We start from the raw sequence: 18,426 nt of genomic DNA, 5'->3' as shown, positions 1-18,426 counted from the left end.
GGGATCGAATGATTGTGATAGATCTCAAAGAACTTCCCCTCACCATAACCCTCTCCCCGGAGGGGAGAGGGGACTGGCCGGTGCGGCCTTAAAGAATCAGCTCGATCTGGTTTTTTCCCTCTCCCCTATGGGGAGAGGGGAATGGGTTTTTACTAACCCCGGCGCCTGCCACATCGACGTCGTCAGCCCGCTGTCCACCAGCCCGAGCTGGTCTGCATATACCGCCTGCCATTTCTGCATCATGCCGTCGTACAGTTCGCGATGTACCGGGTTTGGCGTGAACTCGCGGCTCCATTTCACCAGCCGCTCGCCCGTCGAGGCCATATCGGCAAACAGCCCCGCGCCAGCACCTGCCGCGATGGCGCAGCCGAGCGCCGTCGCCTCTTTCACTTCCGGCACGCGCACCGGCAGGCCGGTGACGTCGCTTAAAATCTGACTCCACAGCGCACCTTTCGAGCCCCCGCCCGCAAAGACCAGGCTTTCAAACGTCACGCCGGAGAAGTGGGAAATCTGCGCCAGGTTACAGGCCGAGACGATCGCCGCGTTCTCCTCCAGGGCGCGGAACAGCGTCGCTTTATTGCATTTTTCCGGGTCGATGGAGAGATTAATAAACGACGGCGCGGCGTGGTACCACTGCTTAAAATGCATGGCGTCGGAGAAGATTGGCATCACCCCATGGGAGCCCGCCGGCACCCGGCTGGCCATCTCTTCCAGCAGAGAATAGGTATCCATCCCCATCCGCTCGGCAATCAGCTTTTCCTCGGCGCAGAAGGCATCACGGAACCAGCGCATGGTCAGCCCGGTAAAGAAGCTGATCGACTCCGCCTGCGCCATGCCGGGAATCACGTGCGGGTTCACCCGAATGTTCATGCCAGGGTCGGTGCGCACCTGCGGCAGGTTCACGACCTGCTGCCAGAAGGTCCCACCCAGCACCGCCGTTTGTCCGGCGCGGACTACCCCCAGACCCAGACAGCCCAGCTGCACGTCGCCGCCGCCCATGACGACCGGCGTGCCTTCGCGCAGACCGCTTTGCTGTGCGGCCTCTCGGGTGATAGCGCCCAGCACGGTGCCGGTCTCTTTTACCGGGGAGAGAATATCGGCGCGCAGCCCGGCCATGTCCAGCAGCGCCGGACGCCAGTCGCGGGAGAAGAGATCCAGCATGCCGGTGGTGCCCGCGTTAGACGGGTCGACCGCCAGCTCGCCGGAGAGCTTCGCTGCCAGCCAGTCGCTGATCATGGTGATAGTGGCGGCGCTGCGGTAAATATCCGGACGATGGTGTGCCAGCCACAGCAGGCGCGGCATCGCGCTCAGCGCCAGCGTCTGGCCGGAGACGTCATACACTTCGGATTCAAAATGGTTGTCGTGGATCTCTTTGAGTTCCGCCACCTCGCGGCTGGCGCGGGCGTCAACGTTGGCGCAGGCCCAGATGGCCTCGCCGTTGCGGTCGTAAAGCACTATCCCTTCGCGCATGGAGCAGCAGGCGACGGACTGAATATCCGCCGCGCCCAGATTCGCGCGCGTCAGCGCCTGATGAATGCACTGGCAGGCCAGCCGCCAGTTGGTGTCGAGGTCGAACTCCATCGAGCCCGGCACGTTCTCCACGCTCAGGTGCTTCCACTCGGCCTGGCCGACGGCAATCTGGTTGCCCTGCAAATCGAAAATCACGGCGCGAACGCTGCCGGTCCCTGCATCTAACGCTAAAAGGTAACTCATGAGCTTGCCTCGCTGTTAGCGCAGGGCGGGCTCTTACTTGGCCAGAGCCAGCACCGCGCGGGCTGTCGTCTCCTCCGTCACCAGGCCATTGATACGGCGACCCTTAAGTGCGGCATAAATCGCATCGGCTTTCTCTTCCCCTCCGGCCACGCCAACGATGGTGGGCAGCTGCGCCAGCTCGTCAAGCGAGACGCCGAGTAATTCTTTATGGATCTCCAGCTCCTCGACGCACTCCCCTTCGGCATTGAGGAAATAACCGAGAATATCGCCGACCGCGCCTTTGCGGGCGTACATCAGTTGTTCACCTTCGCTGATGTAGCCGGAGCGCAGGATCGTGGCATCACGGCGCTGGTTCACTGAACCAATACCCACCACCGCGACGTCGGCGGCGGTGGCCGCGAGGATCACGTCCCGCACGCTGGTTTCGCGTTTTAAGATCCCGGCCACCTCTGCGGATGACACGCGAAGCGGGGCGGGGATCATGCTGACGCTGCAGGCCGCATCCAGCTGGCCGATACCGGTCATGTACGGCCCGACGCCGCCGGAAAGCGTCACGAGGCGGATCTGCTGTGAGCTGATAAATCCGCTCAGGTGCTGCAGGCTGCTCATGGTGGTTTCACCGAATCCCACCGCCAGCAGCTGGCCGGGTTCCAGTACGCCCATCAGCGACTGCGCTGCGCCAATGCCCAGCCGCACGTTCATCGGCGGCGTATTTAAGGCAGGCATCACGCGCACCAGCTTCAGGCCAAAGCGCTGCTGCAGCTCGGTTTCCAGCGCCAGACAGCCCTCGTAGCGGGAGTTGATCTGCACGCGGATCACTCCGGACTGACGGCCTTTCTCCAGCAGACGGGAGATTTTTAATCGCGGCAGCCCGAGGCGTTCGCCGATATCGTTCTGGGTCAGCCCGTCGTGGTAGTAACACCAGGCCACGCGCGCCACCAGCTCCTCTTCCGCCAGCGCCAGCCCGGCAAACCGTCCTTCTTCCGCAGTGCGTTTATCGCTCATAGTTGAACTCTTATAAAAATTTAGATCATATGTTCGTAATGGCGCGAAGGGAAAGTGTGAGCCACGCGACAAAACGGATCATTTCGATCGTTTCTGGTTTATCTGAATCTCAATCGATAAAACTGTGATCCCTGCACGGTTGTAAATATAGTTCACCGTCTACGCTTTTGAACATTATTAAATCTAAAAATCATTTGTTCAATAGCGGAGCGATGATGACCTCACTTCTCGACGCGCGGAATATCAGCAAGCAGTTCTCAGGCGTGCCGGTTCTAAAAGGCATTGATTTCACGCTGCTTGCGGGCCAGGTGCACGCGCTGATGGGCGGAAACGGCGCGGGAAAATCGACGCTGATGAAGATCATCGCCGGGGTCGAGACGCCGGACGGCGGTGAACTTTCCGTCGAGGGGCAGTCATATGCGCGGCTGACGCCCGTGCAGGCGCACAGGCTCGGCATTTACCTCGTGCCGCAGGAGCCGCTGCTGTTCCCCAACCTGACAGTGCGGGAAAATATCCTGTTCCGCCTGCCGCGCGAACGCGATCGGGAAAAGCGGCTGGCGGTGAAACTTGAGCAGCTGCAGTGCCAGCTCAACCTCGACGCCGCCGCCAGCACCCTGGAAGTGGCGGATCAGCAGATGGTGGAGATCCTGCGCGGATTAATGCGCAACGCCCGGATCCTGATCCTCGACGAACCTACGGCCTCCCTCACGCCGGGCGAAACCGAACGGCTGTTCCGCCAGATCCGCGCGCTGCAGGCACTCGGCGTCGGGATCGTGTTTATCTCCCATAAGCTGCCGGAAATTCGCGTGCTGTCGAGCCACGTCTCGGTGATGCGCGACGGCGCGGTGGTGTTGAGCGGGGAAACCGCGCAGTTCGACGATAACGCCCTGATTGCCGCCATGACGCCGGTGAGCCGGGAGAAATCCCTCAGCGATACGCAAAAGCTGTGGCTGGCGCTGCCGGGCAACCGTCGCACTCAGCCGCAGGATTTCCCGGTGCTGCGGGTGGACGATCTCACCGGAGAAGGTTTTATCGATCTGAGCCTTGAGATCTACGCCGGGGAGATCGTCGGCCTGGCCGGGTTGGTAGGCTCCGGACGTACCGAGTTTGCCGAAACCCTCTACGGCCTGCGGCCGGTACGCGGGGGACGCATCTGGCTGGAGAACCAGGAGATCGCCAACGAGCCGGTGCGCTCGCGGCTAAACAGAGGCCTGGTCTACCTGCCGGAAGACAGGCAGGTGTCCGGCCTGTTCCTCGACGCGCCGATCCGCTGGAACACCGTGGCGCTGAACGAGCCGTCGCTCTGGCAGCAGCGCAAGCGGGAGTCTGCGGTGGTGGAGCGCTATCACCGGGCGCTGGGGATCAAGCTCAACCATGCGGATCAAACCGTGCGCACGCTCTCCGGTGGCAACCAGCAGAAGGTGCTGCTGGCGCGCTGTCTGGAGGCCAACCCTTTACTGCTGATCGTCGATGAACCGACGCGCGGCGTGGACGTCTCGGCGCGCGCCGATATCTACCAGCTCATCAAAAGCGTGGCGGCGCAGAACGTGGCGGTACTGATGATCTCAAGCGATCTTGATGAGTTTCCGGGCCTCGCGGACCGCGTGTTGGTGATGCACCAGGGCGTGCTCAGCGGCGAGCTGCCGCGCCATGCCGTCAGCCTCGATCGCATGATGGCGCTGGCGTTCGGAGGGCAAGCATGAAGATCTTACTGAAAAACCGCGAGCTAAGCGCGTTTCTCGCCATTCTGGCGCTGTTCGCCGTGCTGGTGGCGCTTAATCCCTCTTACTTCAGCCTGCAGACGCTGGGGATGATTTTCGCCAGCTCGCAGATCCTGATCCTGCTGGCCATCGGTGCGGCGCTGGTGATGCTGACCCGCAATATCGATGTCTCCGTCGGCTCCACGGTCGGGCTCTCCGCCATTGCCGTCGGCGTGGCGCTCAACAGCGGCTACAGCCTGCCCGTTTCCATTCTCTTCGCGCTCATGGTTGGCGTGCTGGCCGGGGCGTTCAACGGGTTGCTGGTGGTGGGGCTGCGCATCCCGGCGATCGTCGCCACTCTCGGCACGCTGGGGCTGTACCGTGGAGCGATGCTGCTCTGGACCGGCGGAAAGTGGATTGAGGGGTTGCCGCCGGGGTTGAAATCCCTCTCTGAGCCTGCGGCCATCGGCGTGTCGCCCCTTGGCATGGTGGTGTTGATTATCGTGATCATCGGCGCGTGGACGCTGTCGCGCACCGCGTTCGGGCGTGATTTCTACGCGGTGGGGGATAACCTCGCCGCCGCGCGGCAGCTGGGCGTAGCGGTGAACCGCACCCGCATGATCGCCTTTACCCTCAACGGCATGCTGGCGGCCTGCGCCGGGATTGTCTTTGCCGCACAGATTGGCTTCGTGCCCAACCAGACCGGCAGCGGGCTGGAGATGAAGGCCATCGCCGCCTGCGTACTGGGTGGCATTTCACTGCTGGGCGGCACGGGCACGCTGATCGGCGCGTTGCTCGGTGCGTTCTTCCTCACCCAAATCGACACCGTGCTGGTGCTGTTCAGGCTTCCTGCCTGGTGGAATGACTTTATCGCCGGGCTGGTGCTGCTGGGCGTGCTGGTGCTCGACGGGCGTCTTCGCCAGGCGCTGGCGCGGCATCAGCGGGCGCTGAAGTACGGTCGCTTCCAGCCGGGCAACAAAGGGGGAAAGCACGTCACACCGTTTCCCAAACGCAAAAAAGAGGTGGCGTAAATGAGGCTTAACTGGGAAAGCGCGCTGCTCATTTTGCTGGTGCTGGAGATCCTGCTCTTCGGCGCCATCAACCCGCGCATGCTCGACATCAACATGCTGTTGTTCAGCACCAGCGATTTTATCTGCATTGGCATCGTGGCGCTGCCGCTGACGCTGGTGATTATCAGCGGCGGGATCGACATCTCCCTCGGCTCGACCATCGGCCTGTGCGCGATTGCGCTGGGGGTGATGATGCAGACCGGGTGGCCGATGGCGGTCGCCGTTCCGCTGACGCTGCTGCTGGGACTGCTGTGCGGGCTGGTAAACGCGGCGCTGATCCACTACACCGGCATCAGCCCGCTGGTGATCACCCTCGGCACGCTCTACCTCTACGGCGGCGGGGCGCTGCTGCTCTCCGGCATGGCGGGGGCCACGGGCTACGAGGGCATCGGCGGCTTCCCGGACAGCTTTACCGCCTTCGCTAACCTCACGGTATTTGGCCTGCCGATCCCATTGGTCTTGTTCGCGGCTATCACCGTCTTCTTCTGGCTCATTACCCACCGCGGGCGCTTTGGGCGCCATCTGTTCCTGATTGGGCAGAACCCGCGCGCGGCGCGCTATGCGGCGCTGTCGGTGAACGGCATGCCCTACGCGCTGTACGGCCTGGTGGGCGTAGCCTCCGCGATTGCCGCGCTGGTAATGGTCTCCTATTTCGGCTCCGCGCGTTCGGATCTGGGGCGCGATTTACTGATGCCCGCGCTCACCGCCGCCGTGCTCGGCGGGGCCAATATCTACGGCGGTTCAGGTTCGGTTGTCGGTACGGCGCTGGCGGCGCTGCTGGTGGGGTATCTGCAGCAGGGCTTACAGATGGTCGGCATCCCCAACCAGGTGTCGAGCGCGCTGTCAGGGGCGCTGCTGGTTGTGGTGGTGATGGGACGTTCGCTGAGTCTGCACCGCGAATGGGTGCGATCTCTCTTTAGAAAACTATCCGGAGCGTAAGATGAAAACAAAACTGTTCGTCCTGGCAATGGCCCTCAGCTTCGCCTCGGCGCAGGCGGCGGACCGCATTGCCTTTATCCCGAAGCTGGTGGGCGTCGGCTTCTTCACCAGCGGCGGCAACGGCGCGAAAGAGGCGGGGAAAGATCTTGGCGTGGACGTCACCTACGACGGTCCGACCGAGCCGAGCGTCTCCGGCCAGGTGCAGCTCATCAATAACTTCGTCAACCAGGGCTATAACGCCATTATCGTCTCCGCCGTGTCGCCGGACGGGTTGTGTCCGGCGCTGAAGCGCGCGATGCAGCGCGGCGTTAAGGTTCTGACCTGGGACTCCGACACCAAACCGGAGTGCCGCAGCATCTACATCAACCAGGGGACGCCGGAACAGCTGGGCGGCCTGCTGGTGGACATGGCGAGCAAGCAGGTCACTAAACCGAATGCCAAAGTGGCGTTCTTCTACTCCAGCCCGACCGTCACCGATCAGAACCAGTGGGTGAAAGAGGCGAAGGCTAAAATCGAGAAAGATCATCCGCAGTGGCAGGTCGTCACCACCCAGTTTGGCTATAACGACGCCACCAAATCGTTGCAGACCGCCGAGGGGATCTTAAAAGCGTATCCGGATCTGGATGCGATCATCGCCCCAGACGCCAACGCCCTGCCGGCCGCAGCGCAGGCGGCGGAAAACCTGAAGCGGGAAGGGGTGGCGATTGTCGGCTTCAGCACGCCAAACGTGATGCGTCCGTACGTTGAGCGCGGCACGGTGAAGGCCTTTGGCCTGTGGGACGTGGTGCAACAGGGGAAAATTGCGGTCAATGTCGCCGATCGTTTGCTGAAAAAAGGCGATCTTAACGTCGGCGACAGCGTGGACGTAAAAAACATCGGGGTGCTGAAGGTCGAGCCGAACAGCGTGCAGGGCTACCAGTATGAGGCGAAGGGCAACGGCATCGTGCTGCTGCCGGAGCGGGTGGTGTTCACCAAAGAGAACATCAGCAAATACGATTTCTGACGGGGGAGCAAATGGCTGATTTAGACGATATCAAAGACGGTAAGGATTTTGGCATCGGCACGCCGCAGCAGAATGTGCCGTTCACGCTGAAGGGCTGTGGCTCGCTGGACTGGGGCATGCAGTCCCGCCTGGCACGCATCTTCAACCCGCAGAGCAACCGTACGGTGATGCTGGCCTTTGACCATGGTTACTTTCAGGGGCCGACCACCGGCCTTGAGCGTATCGATCTCTCCATTGCGCCGCTGTTTGGTGAAACCGACGTGCTGATGTGTACCCGCGGCATCCTCAGGAGCCAGGTGCCTGCTGCGACCAATAAACCGGTCGTGCTGCGCGCCTCCGGTGGTAACTCGATTCTGGGCGAGCTGTCCAACGAGTGCGTGGCGGTGGCGATGGAAGATGCCCTGCGCCTGAACGTCTGCGCCGTGGCGGCGCAGGTTTATATCGGCAGCGAGTTTGAGCATCAGTCGATTAATAACATCATCAAGCTGGTGGACGCGGGGGCGCGCTACGGCATGCCGACGCTGGCGGTGACGGGCGTGGGGAAAGAGATGGCGCGGGACGCGCGCTATTTCTCGCTGGCCAGCCGCATCGCCGCCGAAATGGGGGCGCAGTTCGTCAAAACCTACTACGTGGATGAAGGCTTTGAAAAAGTGACCGCCAGCTGTCCGGTGCCGATTGTCATCGCCGGGGGCAAAAAGCTGCCGGAGCACGAGGCGCTGGAGATGTGCTGGCGGGCGATTGACCAGGGCGCGTCGGGCGTGGACATGGGGCGCAACATCTTCCAGTCCAGCGCGCCGCTCGCCATGCTGAAGGCGGTGAAGAAAGTGGTTCACGAGAACTGGAATGCCCGCGATGCGTTCCAGTTCTGGCAGGAAGAGAAACAGGGAGAAGCAAAATGAATGTGACGCTGGTGGAGATCAACATTAAGCCCGAGCGGGTAGACGAGTTTCTGGAGGTGTTTCGCGCCAACCATGAGGGAGCGATCAAGGAGCCGGGGAACCTGCGCTTTGACGTGCTGCAGGACCCACGCGTGAAAACCCGGTTCTTTATCTACGAGGCCTACAAAGACGAAGAGGCGGTGCTGGCGCATAAGCAAACGCCACACTATCTGGCGTGCGTGGATAAACTTGAGGAGCTGATGTCGGAGCCGCGCAAAAAGCGCAGCTTCGTCGGGCTGTTGCCGGAGTAACCTCGTGTCCGATGACGTGCTTTTGCGCGTCATCGGAAAGAAAAGCGTTCGGGCTATCCTTTGGCTTTCTGAATCGCCATGATTAATGCATCAGCAGAAACGTTGCCGGACATAACGCTAATGCGCTGAATGACAGGATCTTTTTCCTGAGGCAAAACGACAAACGCTGGCATGTTGGTAAAACCGATCTGCTTCACTAGCGTCACGTTTTCCTGTAATGCTTTGTTTGCCGACCCGGCTGAAGGCAATTTTTTAAAGATAAAACGCACATCCGGATTGGCATGGATAAGCTCTTGTGTGATGTTGCAGTTCACACAGTTTTCCTCCACGAAAGCCACCACGGCGGCTTTTGCGTCAACGGGGCCGACGACGGGATCGCCGGCGGCAAGTAACCGATCGCGATGGAGCACGGCATTTTGAACCATGGCTTGCTGCTGGGCTATCTGTTGACGCTGGCGAAGGCTTTCGCCCGCCGCAACCAAAAACTCAGGATGCTCGGCAAGATAGGTCGAGACAATTTCCCCTATTTTTTCAGGGTGTGCAGCGAAATAGGCTTCTGCCGCTTTTCCTGTTTGCTCGATCTGCTGGGGCGTGGCGGGCTCTGCCTGCGTTGCGGTGGAGAAAACAAGTGCCGCAGCAAGGGGGACTGAAAGGCGACAAAGGACGGTAGGGACTTTCATACTATTATTCCGTAAAAAGAGTAAGAACTGGACTACGGCAAAAGTGTTTGCATTCGAACAGGCATAATGCGGCCATAGTCATTAATCGTTTGCCAGCGTACCTGGCACAGCGCGGCGTCTTTACATCCTTCGAGCTCGCGCTTGCTAAAAGGGGCGACAACGCCGCCGTCGGGTATGTTCTTCCCCCCGAGGCTGAGCTGATAAAGCGTGATGTAATAAGGCGTCGGGTTATACACGACGACCTTACTTTTGCTTCGCGACCAGCGTAGAGCCTGATAAGCATCATCAGGATTACCGGTGAGCCCGGCGGGGCGATAAAAAAGTTTAAAGCGTGAACGCACTGCAGTCTGCACGCCTGCGGAGTGCTTGTTCGCAGAAGGAATGGCCGAAACGCTTAACGTGAACAGCGTTTCGCGATCTTCAGGTATGACGCCTCCCGTAAATATCAGGCGAACCGTATTTTCACGTTCAGGATGCAATGAAAACAGCTGTGGCGTGGCGACAAATGCCGATTGCAACCCGGGCGGGGTTTCAGAGCCTGCCCAGAGGCCGCCTGGCTCGACTTTGGTGTAGATCAGGTAAGAAGCGTCAGAAGGGTTACGGACAGAAAAACTGATTGATTTCTCTCGTTCCGGATAGACAAAACGTGTTCCACCGATCGTGACCCCAGCCCTTGCCTGGGGCACGGTCATCGAGAATAAAAAGAGAAGCAGCATCGTCGCCGGAAATAAACGTTCACGCATAATTAAGAATAAATGTCGTCGTCGCATTTGCCGTCCCCGTGGTGACGGTACTGGCAGTGGCAATGTAGCGGGCGTAAAAATGCAGAATGGCGTCGCTTTGATGAGGGATAATCAAGACGTCCTGGCTTTTACTTCCGATGGAAATCAGCGATTTGTCCTGATTGTAAATACCTACACCGATGCCCGTCGCATAGCCTTCACCGCCGATGAGCGTGAGCAAATCGGGGTTTACCGTGTCGGGTGTGCCATCAAAGGTAATACTGACGGAGCCTTCTGTTCCGGCACAGTTTTCCACATTAATGGCAAACGGGTGATAATCGGCCCCCATACCCGGTTGGGTGAAGTAGAGGCTTTGAACGCTGTCCATTGGGACCGTCAGCGTCTGTGAGTCAGGCGCGATAGTGCACGTCTTTTTATGGATAACGCCAGTGATATAAATTGTACCGTCGTGCGCCAGTGTACATTCAGAAAACAATGCCACCAGAAAAAGCGCGGTGAATATCATTGTTAATTTTTTTTTCATTTCCGCATCCTACTGATAGAGCAAATCAAAATACATAATGGCCGTTGCATTCCCAGGCGTAACCGCTGGCAGAGTAGATTTATACCGTAAATTAAACGTCAGGCTATTATCGCCTTGCTTTAACGGATAGATTGCTGATTCCACATTATTTATCTTGATTGGATTCAGTTCGGCATTGAGAAGCTCCACGCCAACGCCGGTCGCCATTTCGGTGGCCGTGCCTTTACCCGTGTCGCTCAGGGCTAACAGATCGGGATTATTACTATCGGGCGTACCGCTGAACCAGACTTTTGTTCCCTGGATGGCACGTGAACAATTATTCAGGTCGATGGTAAACGCTTTTTCTGGCGACGTTGTTCCAGGTACTGGAAATTCCGATGCGTCAAAGTCACCCAAATCAACAGTTTGTTCTTTACTGTTCACATCAACATCACAGGACTCACCAATAATGGTGCCGAGTATCTGGAGGTTAATTGACGCGCCATCATCCGCATAGGTGACCGGCATTCCGGAAAACAGCATCGCCAGCGGGAAAAAATAAACGATTTTCATTATTCACCCCTACGCAAAATCGATACGTAAACATGCCAGAGCAGTGAAAACACCTTCTGCTGGAGCATTGCCTGTGGTGCTGATAGGGTAGGTTTTTAACGTTACATCGGCATGGCCCGTATCATCAGTAATAAAATCAGCGACACTGGACGTATCGTTAGGGATCATGACGGTGCCATTTTCGTTGGTTACCACGACGCCAACATCTTTATTATCGGTTGCAAGCGCCTGGCTAACGTGCGTGTCTGCCGTTGCCACCAGTCGAAGCGTGAGATGCGCGGGTGATATCACGTCCGCATTACATTCGACAGGAACGTTAAAGGTTTTTACCGGCGCGTTATACGGCTTCTCACCGACGGTCGTGAAGGAAGAACTGTTTAGTTTTCCCAGGTCAACAGTGATCACCTGTCCCGCATTAATGACGCAGTTTTGCGGCACGGTTACGGCGCCGTTGTAGGTAATTTGATAAACAATAGTATTCAGCGGGTCAGTGTTCGTTGTTGTAACATAAACATTGAACATCACTTTATTGGGGATAATCACCGTGCCAATAAACGGTTTGACAATTTTTATTCTGAACACCAGATTGGAATCATATACTGAAAAGGGTTCGTTAAGATCTTCTTTATCGACCCTCCAGTCTTTCCCCATATGGATGTAATCCGCAGGGGGATAATAATCACCAATATCAGAGTCGGTAATGCGCATCGCCCCCGCGATATAGGTTGGGTCGAGGCTCATATATTTCCACTGATCTTCTGTAAAGATAACCGGAAAGGGGCTTCGGTATGAACGATAGGTTCGAGAATCCCCGTCAGGGTGTTGCGCGCATATGGCTTCGACGCCCACATCCTGTGACTTAATCAGTTCAACAGCCTTTCCCAGCTGGTTTTCTTCTTTGGTCAACGTCGTTGACAGATCGTAATTTACAATCGTAATGCTATTTGAAAAATTATGGCAGATCACCGCCAGGCTTTTCGCTGACGTGACAAGACTCAGTAATAAAATAAAAATACGTAATTTCACCTATCGGCACTCCGCTTTTAAACGCACGAGGGACTGCTTTGTTTCAGTTAGCTTATAGATCGCAATACACTTTTTATCGCGGGTGTCGCCCCATTGCGCCGTCAGGGTGCCTGTTGAGCCCAGCCCTGACAGATAAGCTTCGCCGTTCTCGCCTACAATCGTGTCTCCCCCTTCATCACCGCGCGTGACAATGGCACCAAAGGGCACCGGTTGACCGTTATGAATTAATGAGATCATGGCACGATTGCCGGAGCGGGCTTTGAAGGTCGCGCGTACAAGGGCACCCTGGGTGGGAACAACTTGGGTAACGGCCTCGTCAATGTCCAGGTCGTCGCTCAGGGAGTTGGTATTCAGCGCCATACGGTTACGGTGGTATGCGCTGGCGTACGGCACAACGGCATAGCCTCGCCAGTCAGTGTGGATCCCGGGTCCGTCTTCAACCTTAACGTTGCTTGCGCCTGGCGCTGCGATCAGGACATTGGTATCGCCTAACGGCTGGCTCAAGGTAATGCCATTGCGGTGGGCGACAATACCGCCGCTGAGGCCATAGTTTATCTGTTGGTAATCGCCGTTATTACTGTAGTTGTACCCCAGGTTCGCATTACCGTAGGCGCTATCATATTCCGTACTGACGCTACCGCTGGCACCGGCATGCTGATTTTGATAACCCTGCTGAACGCTGTAGCTCAGGTTATTATCCTCAAGCAGCGTTCCGTTAATGCCCACTGTGTTGGTAACCCTACCATTATCATCGGCGCTCATGCCGTAAGTGGTATAAATGCTGTTTAAACGTTTGGTCACGTCTCCACCCGGGTGGAGCCAGAGATTAAGCGGGAATGAGAGCGTTAACGAATAAATGCGATCGCTGTTGCTCATGCCTGGCGCTTTATTGTAGTTATACGTCAGGTTATAGCTCACGCCTGCTGCCGTTCCGCTATAGCCTAGCTGCAGAAGCGTGTTTTTTTCATCGGTATGCCAGTATGTTTGCTGACTGCCGTTGAGGAAAATCGACCCGGCCTGACCCAATTGCTGGGAAATATTGGCCTGTAACTTACCGCGTTTGGTGTAGTAGAGATTGTAATAATCAGTCCACACGGGCTCATGGTCTTCGGTGCCGTTATTAGGATCGTCCTGGCCGATATACCCTTTCATCTGCTTATAGGTGGTTTCATCCAGCGTATAAAAACCGGATGTTGAGTAGCGATAACCTAACAGCTGAAAGTTGGTTCCAACGTTGTTCAGCGATTTTGCATATAAAAAACGTATTGATTGCCCGCTGTGTGAGCTACCGTCGCTCAGTTCGCTTTGGGCATGGGTGAAATCGGCCGAGACAGCACCAAAGTTACCCAGGTTTACGCCGGAACCGGCGGCAAAGGCGGCGTATTTTTCCGTCAGCTGAGAACCGCCATAAACCGTAAACCCTTTGGGTAAACCCCAGATGAGCGTTCCCTGGACAAAGTTCACGTCCTCTTGCTGATCGCTGCTACTGCGATAACGGGCAGCGGTAGCGGAATATTTTACGCTACCTTCACGCTGTAAAACCGGAACCGCAGAATAGGGTACGGAGTAACTGTTGATCGTACCGTCAGATTCTTTTACCTCGACATTCAAATCGCCGCTGGATGAGGTGGGGTAAAGATCGGTAATCGCAAATGCGCCTGGCGGGACATAGCTTTGATAGATGGTGTAACCGTTTTGTTTAACCGTCACCTGCGCATTGGATTTCGCGATCCCGCGAATGGTGGGGGCAAAACCCTTCATGCTATCCGGCAGCATGTTTTCATCCGAATTGATCTGCACTCCCCGAAACGGCAGGCTATCGAAAATATCCGACGTTGTGTAATTTTCACCTATTGTGAGCTTGCTCTTCAGTGGGATAACGGCACGTTCGACGTAGGTTTTAATGTGCTGCCAGTCTGTGTAAGTCTCTGAACCGCTGCTGCTGTAGTTCCATGTGGAAAAATCCCGCAGTCGCCAGGGACCCAGGTTAAACCCGCTGTTCATTCCTAAAAAGTAGTTGTCGGTTGTCGAACCATGATCGCCGCTATTACGGCTGTGTGAACCCGTAAAGTCGTAATTCAGCAACAGGGCATTGATCCCTTCATCCCATTGTTCTGGAGGAATATAACCACGTGCGTTATTACGCAGCGCAGCTTGCGGGATGCTGATATCCAGGCGTTGCCGTTCAAAATCAAAAAGGGTGCTGGCCGCAGGGATGGCAGAAGGTAAGTCCGCACACTGGCTCTCTTTTTCGTCTTTCAAGCCTGGAAATGCATCGACATTAACGCCCATTGCATCCAGTGATTTGAGCGATAAACAGGGCGCGAGCCCCGTATCATCATCTGTGGGTTTTGACACCTTACGAATATTAAAGGTGATGTCGCGCGTGGCGATAAAATTGTCATTCAGCCAGACGTCTACGCGGTAAACCCCGGGCGCCTGACCTGAAGTACTAAAACGGGATAAATCCGCAACCGCAGCAGGATCGCTTGAGAGGAAGGCAGGGTTGAAATAATAGTTTGCATCCGCGCTAACGGATGATAAGGCACCGAGCATGGCCAGTGTGAGAGGGGCCAAACGATGAATGACAATCCTTGTCTGATACTTACGACACTTCATTTTTCCTGCCTGCTTCAACGCGCTATGTTCGTGTTTTTTCGGGAACGTTATGCTCCAGGGCATGACTGAACAGGTGTGGTAGCACCAAAATCATTAACCGTCTGGAAACTCACCTTGCTCCCGCTTCCTGCCGGGAGATCAATGACCAGACTGTTCATGGGCGAAACCATTGTGTTTGTTAATTTCGCGCTTCCGACTTTGAGTTGAACCAGAGAAACGTAATAAGGCGATGGGTTTTTGATGGTCAGTTTGCCGTTAGCCAGCGCGCAACGCAGCGTCTTTGGCGCATCAATGGACGGCGTCGGTAACTTTTTAGGACGAATAAAAAGCTTAATAACGCTTTGGGTCGCAATCTGCAGCGTATTTCCCTGCAACTTGCTTTTATCGACCGCCGGGATGGCTTTACTGTTGAAAAAAAAGACGCTTTCTCTGTCCGTAGGCAGATCCGGTCCAGCGTACATTATTCGCACAGTGTTTTCTTTTTTTGGATGCATCACAAAAAGTGGGGGAGTAACAATAAAATCCTGAGATTTAGACTGGTCAGCATTTGCTACCCAGGATTGCACTAAAAAGGCATTGTTCTCGGAAGTATTCGTAACAGGCAACGAAATCTGCTTATCACCCTGCGGATAAATGATTCGCGTTGCGCCAAGGCCGATACCACCAGCGTGAGCCATAGTGAGCATTGAAGCGGCTAATAAGAAAGAATGAGTAATCAGCTGGCTGATAAAAGTTGCTGGAGTAATTCGTGTCATTTATATTTCACTTTCTTAAATATATAACTGAATACACAGGACACCGTATTTCGTTTAATCCTCTGTATTCAATACATATAAAAATGCGTGTTTACATTGAAAAAACCTCCTTCACACCGGGGCGTGAAGGAGGTTCAACAACCTTCCGTCCAGATCAGGAATAAACCATCTGGAAGGTTGCCGTAGACGCTACGTTACCCGGTGTTGCCGCGCCAGTTGCGATATAGTCAACGCTCAGTGGAATGATATTTTCACCGTTAATCAGACCGATCGCTGAAGACGTGGTTCCCAGGTCAAGTTTTTTACCGTCAGGGCCAAACAGTTGCAGAGCAACGTTCAGCGCAGACCCTGCACCCGCAGTATTCGCCATCGCACCCGGCTGAGTGGCATCCTGCTGGGCGTTAAAAATGACGGCAGCATTTTGGCTCACGGACGTGTCGCAGTCTTCCAGCTTGATGTGGAAATCTTCTTTCTGATTGGCCAGCATTCCGCTTTCAGTCAGTTTTACGGTACGAACCTGGCTAAGAATTACGGTCTGGTCGACGGAGTCTGCAGCGACTGAACACGCTGCATTCACAACCTGACCTACGAAGTTAACGGTACCGCCACTTACCGTTACCGTTGTGCTTTCCGCTTGTGCATTCATGGTTACAGCGCTTGCCATTGTGGCAGCAACAACCATTGCTAAGACATGCTTTTTCATACAAATCCTTTTAAATAAACAGTTCTCTGTCAAGTTGAAACAAAATTGTAAATACCTGAATCAAATAATGCTGGTTTAAAAAGCCATGATATACAGCATTATACAATAAATATGTTTCGCACATTCTCGTGATGTTCCGGGGAATTATTTTATGCGCTGATAAATATTATATCAATCTGTTGGTTTCTCATTTTAAATTAGAAATTCTAAATGTATTTTTAACTTTATCTTTATTAATTTTTAATATGAATTAGTACGGTAAATACTCGCCGCGGTGAAATTTTGCGGGTTTGTATCGCTGAGATTGATAATTGGAGTGTATTATTAAGCGTTGTCTTACAGTAAAGATTAAATATTTAATTTCGGGCTGAAATTACACGTCAAGGGAAGAGGCTATTCATTTTCATTATGGAATACTTGATTACAAATTGAAATGATTCGCGTCGGCGCTAACGTCACCTCTTCTTGCGAAAGCTGTACGGTCCGGGAATGAAGTCAATATCTGTCAACTCTGTTCCCGGACCGTACAAAAGAAAAGAGGAATAATTATATTTCTTCCACTTTTACCCGCAGCGCCACCAGCGCTTTATGCGCCGCTTTCAGCACCTGCTCACACTGCTCAATCGTCAACGTCAGCGGGGGTTCCACGCGGATGGTTTTTGAGTTGTTGAGCGTGCCGGCCACCAGCACCCGCTGGCGGAACATCTCGCTCGCGAAGCTGTAGCCGATTTCGTTGTCAACAAACTCAATGGCCATCAGCAACCCTTTGCCACGCGCATCCTGGATCAAATCCGGGAATTCACGGCCCAGTTGGCGGAAGCCGTCCAGCAGCATGTCGCCTTTTTGCTCCGCCTGCGCAGGCAGGTTTTGCTCCAGCAGCACGTTGATGGTCGCCAGCGCCGCCGCACAGGCCAGCGGGTTACCCCCAAAGGTGGTGGTATGCAGGAACGGATTGTCGAACAGCACCGAGAACACCTCTTCGGTAGCCACCGTTGCGCCAATCGGCATGACGCCGCCGCCCAACGCTTTCGCCAGGCACAGAATGTCCGGTTGAACGTTCTCGTGCTCGCAGGCAAACATCTTGCCGGTGCGCCCCATTCCGGTCTGGACTTCGTCGAGGATCAGCAGCGCGCCAAACTCATCGCACAGCTGACGCACGGCAGGCAGATAGCCCTGCGGAGGGAGGATGACGCCGCCTTCACCCTGAATCGGCTCCAGGATCACCGCCGCCACGTCATCGCCGGTTTTACGGCATTCGCTCAGTGCGGTGCGCATGGCGTGAATGTCACCGAACGGCACGTGGCGGAAGCCCGGCAGCAGTGGCATAAACGGTTTGCGGAACGTGGATTTCGCGGTCGCCGACAGTGCGCCCAGGGATTTACCGTGGAACGCGCCGCTGGTGGCGATGAAGGTGAATTTTCCGCGCGGCGACTGGTACGCTTTGGCGAGCTTAATCGCCGCTTCGACCGATTCCGTGCCGCTGTTGCTAAAGAAGCTGTATTTCAGTTTGCCGGGCGTTAAGGCCGCCAGCGTTTTCGCGAGCATGGCGCGAAGCGGGTCGAGCAGTTCCTGGCTATGGAGAGGTTGTTTCGCAAGTTGATTCTGTACGGCGGAAACCACAACTGGATTACGGTGCCCCACGTTGAAAATTCCAAAACCTCCCAGGCAATCGATAAACTCCTGTCCCTGGGTGTCGACAAGCGTGTTCAGACTTCCCGCTTGCCACTCTACGGCTCCGTAATCCCCGCCGGCGGTAACAGATTTGCGATACTCCAGAAACCCTGGATTGACATGCTCTTTAAAGTAATCGATGACCTCTCGGTTAAGTTGTTTCATCTCCTCATGATCAAGCGTTCGCTTCTCAATGAGATTCAGTGCGTGCGCGGTACAGGCAAGAGCCGAGGCGCTGGAAGGTAACCTGTTCAAAATGTGCTCCCGGGGATCGCGTATCACATGATACTGGTTTAAGTATTGCAGGGATTACGCCACTTCAGATGCCTTAACGAAAATCGGGATAAACGCCAGGTTAAAATAATGTTGCACAATATTTAATCATGCCGATAGAAGCCAAACGGGATTTAGCGGTACGGGGCAGAGAATATAAAGAAGGGGGTAAAAGCGCCGCTGCACTAAAGAAGTGCATACGCTGCGACTTAAGCGGGCATTAACGAGTCATGCTTTGTGGGTAATTTCTCTGCGAAAGTAT

Annotated in this window: 17 protein-coding genes; 6 read left to right on the top strand and 11 right to left on the bottom strand. The window is 55.4% G+C overall.

What is annotated here, in order from left to right; all coding sequences use genetic code 11:
* Positions 1 to 96: 96 nt before the first annotated feature.
* Positions 97 to 1,713: an autoinducer-2 kinase gene (gene lsrK, locus V1572_RS22265; protein ID WP_395299608.1), complete on the bottom strand. Its 1,617-nt coding sequence runs from the start codon at positions 1,711 to 1,713 to the stop codon at positions 97 to 99.
* A gap of 33 nt (positions 1,714 to 1,746) precedes the next feature.
* The gene (lsrR, locus tag V1572_RS22260) at positions 1,747 to 2,718 is read right to left on the bottom strand and encodes a transcriptional regulator LsrR (protein ID WP_003862617.1); all 972 of its coding nucleotides are present in this window, start codon (positions 2,716 to 2,718) and stop codon (positions 1,747 to 1,749) included.
* A 215-nt stretch (positions 2,719 to 2,933) separates the two neighbouring features.
* Here lsrR and lsrA point away from each other — a divergent pair, with 215 nt between their 5' ends.
* From lsrA to lsrG, 6 genes are read left to right on the top strand one after another with little or no spacing between them, the layout of a single operon-like run.
* Complete coding sequence (lsrA, locus tag V1572_RS22255) at positions 2,934 to 4,421, top strand: autoinducer 2 ABC transporter ATP-binding protein LsrA (RefSeq protein WP_395300006.1); 1,488 nt, start codon at positions 2,934 to 2,936, stop codon at positions 4,419 to 4,421.
* Positions 4,418 to 5,449, top strand: coding sequence for an autoinducer 2 ABC transporter permease LsrC (gene lsrC / locus V1572_RS22250; protein ID WP_395299607.1), 1,032 nt, complete (start codon positions 4,418 to 4,420; stop codon positions 5,447 to 5,449). The genes lsrA and lsrC overlap by 4 nt, the downstream gene beginning before the upstream one ends.
* Positions 5,450 to 6,427, top strand: coding sequence for an autoinducer 2 ABC transporter permease LsrD (gene lsrD / locus V1572_RS22245; RefSeq protein WP_395299606.1), 978 nt, complete (start codon positions 5,450 to 5,452; stop codon positions 6,425 to 6,427).
* Between the two features lies 1 nt (position 6,428).
* Positions 6,429 to 7,430 (top strand): autoinducer 2 ABC transporter substrate-binding protein LsrB, encoded by a 1,002-nt coding sequence (lsrB, locus tag V1572_RS22240; RefSeq protein WP_395299605.1) that lies wholly within the window; start codon positions 6,429 to 6,431, stop codon positions 7,428 to 7,430.
* A gap of 11 nt (positions 7,431 to 7,441) precedes the next feature.
* Positions 7,442 to 8,329: a 3-hydroxy-5-phosphonooxypentane-2,4-dione thiolase gene (gene lsrF, locus V1572_RS22235; RefSeq protein ID WP_032653516.1), complete on the top strand. Its 888-nt coding sequence runs from the start codon at positions 7,442 to 7,444 to the stop codon at positions 8,327 to 8,329.
* Positions 8,326 to 8,619: a (4S)-4-hydroxy-5-phosphonooxypentane-2,3-dione isomerase gene (gene lsrG / locus V1572_RS22230; RefSeq protein WP_003862606.1), complete on the top strand. Its 294-nt coding sequence runs from the start codon at positions 8,326 to 8,328 to the stop codon at positions 8,617 to 8,619. Before lsrF ends, lsrG begins: the two co-directional genes overlap by 4 nt.
* Before the next feature lie 53 nt (positions 8,620 to 8,672).
* On the opposite strand, the gene V1572_RS22225 is transcribed toward lsrG, so the two are convergent.
* The 9 genes from V1572_RS22225 to ygjG all read right to left on the bottom strand — a co-directional run bounded on the left by V1572_RS22225 (position 8,673) and on the right by ygjG (position 18,146).
* Positions 8,673 to 9,299: a hypothetical protein gene (locus V1572_RS22225; protein ID WP_325818793.1), complete on the bottom strand. Its 627-nt coding sequence runs from the start codon at positions 9,297 to 9,299 to the stop codon at positions 8,673 to 8,675.
* Positions 9,300 to 9,331: 32 nt separating this feature from the next.
* Entirely contained in the window at positions 9,332 to 10,069 is a 738-nt protein-coding gene (locus tag V1572_RS22220; RefSeq protein ID WP_235830453.1) for a molecular chaperone, read from the bottom strand.
* Positions 10,035 to 10,565: a fimbrial protein gene (locus V1572_RS22215; protein ID WP_052714386.1), complete on the bottom strand. Its 531-nt coding sequence runs from the start codon at positions 10,563 to 10,565 to the stop codon at positions 10,035 to 10,037. The genes V1572_RS22220 and V1572_RS22215 overlap by 35 nt, the downstream gene beginning before the upstream one ends.
* Before the next feature lie 9 nt (positions 10,566 to 10,574).
* Complete coding sequence (locus V1572_RS22210; protein ID WP_111967443.1) at positions 10,575 to 11,117, bottom strand: fimbrial protein; 543 nt, start codon at positions 11,115 to 11,117, stop codon at positions 10,575 to 10,577.
* A gap of 9 nt (positions 11,118 to 11,126) precedes the next feature.
* The gene (locus tag V1572_RS22205; protein ID WP_045910051.1) at positions 11,127 to 12,143 is read right to left on the bottom strand and encodes a fimbrial protein; all 1,017 of its coding nucleotides are present in this window, start codon (positions 12,141 to 12,143) and stop codon (positions 11,127 to 11,129) included.
* Positions 12,144 to 14,762, bottom strand: coding sequence for a fimbrial biogenesis usher protein (locus tag V1572_RS22200; protein WP_395299604.1), 2,619 nt, complete (start codon positions 14,760 to 14,762; stop codon positions 12,144 to 12,146).
* Positions 14,763 to 14,809: 47 nt separating this feature from the next.
* On the bottom strand, positions 14,810 to 15,517 hold the full coding sequence (locus V1572_RS22195) for a fimbria/pilus periplasmic chaperone (protein WP_395299603.1): 708 nt from the start codon (positions 15,515 to 15,517) through the stop codon (positions 14,810 to 14,812).
* 154 nt (positions 15,518 to 15,671) lie between these two features.
* The gene (locus V1572_RS22190; RefSeq protein ID WP_048028925.1) at positions 15,672 to 16,220 is read right to left on the bottom strand and encodes a fimbrial protein BcfA; all 549 of its coding nucleotides are present in this window, start codon (positions 16,218 to 16,220) and stop codon (positions 15,672 to 15,674) included.
* Between the two features lie 546 nt (positions 16,221 to 16,766).
* Positions 16,767 to 18,146 (bottom strand): putrescine aminotransferase, encoded by a 1,380-nt coding sequence (gene ygjG / locus V1572_RS22185; protein WP_262811147.1) that lies wholly within the window; start codon positions 18,144 to 18,146, stop codon positions 16,767 to 16,769.
* Between the last annotated feature and the right edge of the window lie 280 nt (positions 18,147 to 18,426).

The organism is Enterobacter quasiroggenkampii (genome assembly GCF_043972695.1).
Classification (GTDB): Bacteria; Pseudomonadota; Gammaproteobacteria; order Enterobacterales; family Enterobacteriaceae; genus Enterobacter; species Enterobacter quasiroggenkampii.
The sequence above is the reverse complement of the archived record's forward strand: the minus strand, read 5'-3'. Positions and strand labels throughout refer to the sequence as shown.

What these genes read in the sequence shown, in the direction of transcription:
- V1572_RS22195 (WP_395299603.1), bottom strand. Translation starts at nt 15,517, where the DNA reads ATGACACGAATTACTCCAGCAACTTTTATCAGCCAGCTGATTACTCAT.
- lsrA (WP_395300006.1), top strand. Translation starts at nt 2,934, where the DNA reads ATGACCTCACTTCTCGACGCGCGGAATATCAGCAAGCAGTTCTCAGGC.
- lsrG (WP_003862606.1), top strand. Translation starts at nt 8,326, where the DNA reads ATGAATGTGACGCTGGTGGAGATCAACATTAAGCCCGAGCGGGTAGAC.
- lsrR (WP_003862617.1), bottom strand. Translation starts at nt 2,718, where the DNA reads ATGAGCGATAAACGCACTGCGGAAGAAGGACGGTTTGCCGGGCTGGCG.
- V1572_RS22190 (WP_048028925.1), bottom strand. Translation starts at nt 16,220, where the DNA reads ATGAAAAAGCATGTCTTAGCAATGGTTGTTGCTGCCACAATGGCAAGC.
- lsrK (WP_395299608.1), bottom strand. Translation starts at nt 1,713, where the DNA reads ATGAGTTACCTTTTAGCGTTAGATGCAGGGACCGGCAGCGTTCGCGCC.
- V1572_RS22225 (WP_325818793.1), bottom strand. Translation starts at nt 9,299, where the DNA reads ATGAAAGTCCCTACCGTCCTTTGTCGCCTTTCAGTCCCCCTTGCTGCG.
- V1572_RS22215 (WP_052714386.1), bottom strand. Translation starts at nt 10,565, where the DNA reads ATGAAAAAAAAATTAACAATGATATTCACCGCGCTTTTTCTGGTGGCA.
- V1572_RS22210 (WP_111967443.1), bottom strand. Translation starts at nt 11,117, where the DNA reads ATGAAAATCGTTTATTTTTTCCCGCTGGCGATGCTGTTTTCCGGAATG.
- V1572_RS22200 (WP_395299604.1), bottom strand. Translation starts at nt 14,762, where the DNA reads ATGAAGTGTCGTAAGTATCAGACAAGGATTGTCATTCATCGTTTGGCC.
- lsrD (WP_395299606.1), top strand. Translation starts at nt 5,450, where the DNA reads ATGAGGCTTAACTGGGAAAGCGCGCTGCTCATTTTGCTGGTGCTGGAG.
- lsrC (WP_395299607.1), top strand. Translation starts at nt 4,418, where the DNA reads ATGAAGATCTTACTGAAAAACCGCGAGCTAAGCGCGTTTCTCGCCATT.
- lsrB (WP_395299605.1), top strand. Translation starts at nt 6,429, where the DNA reads ATGAAAACAAAACTGTTCGTCCTGGCAATGGCCCTCAGCTTCGCCTCG.
- lsrF (WP_032653516.1), top strand. Translation starts at nt 7,442, where the DNA reads ATGGCTGATTTAGACGATATCAAAGACGGTAAGGATTTTGGCATCGGC.
- V1572_RS22220 (WP_235830453.1), bottom strand. Translation starts at nt 10,069, where the DNA reads ATGCGACGACGACATTTATTCTTAATTATGCGTGAACGTTTATTTCCG.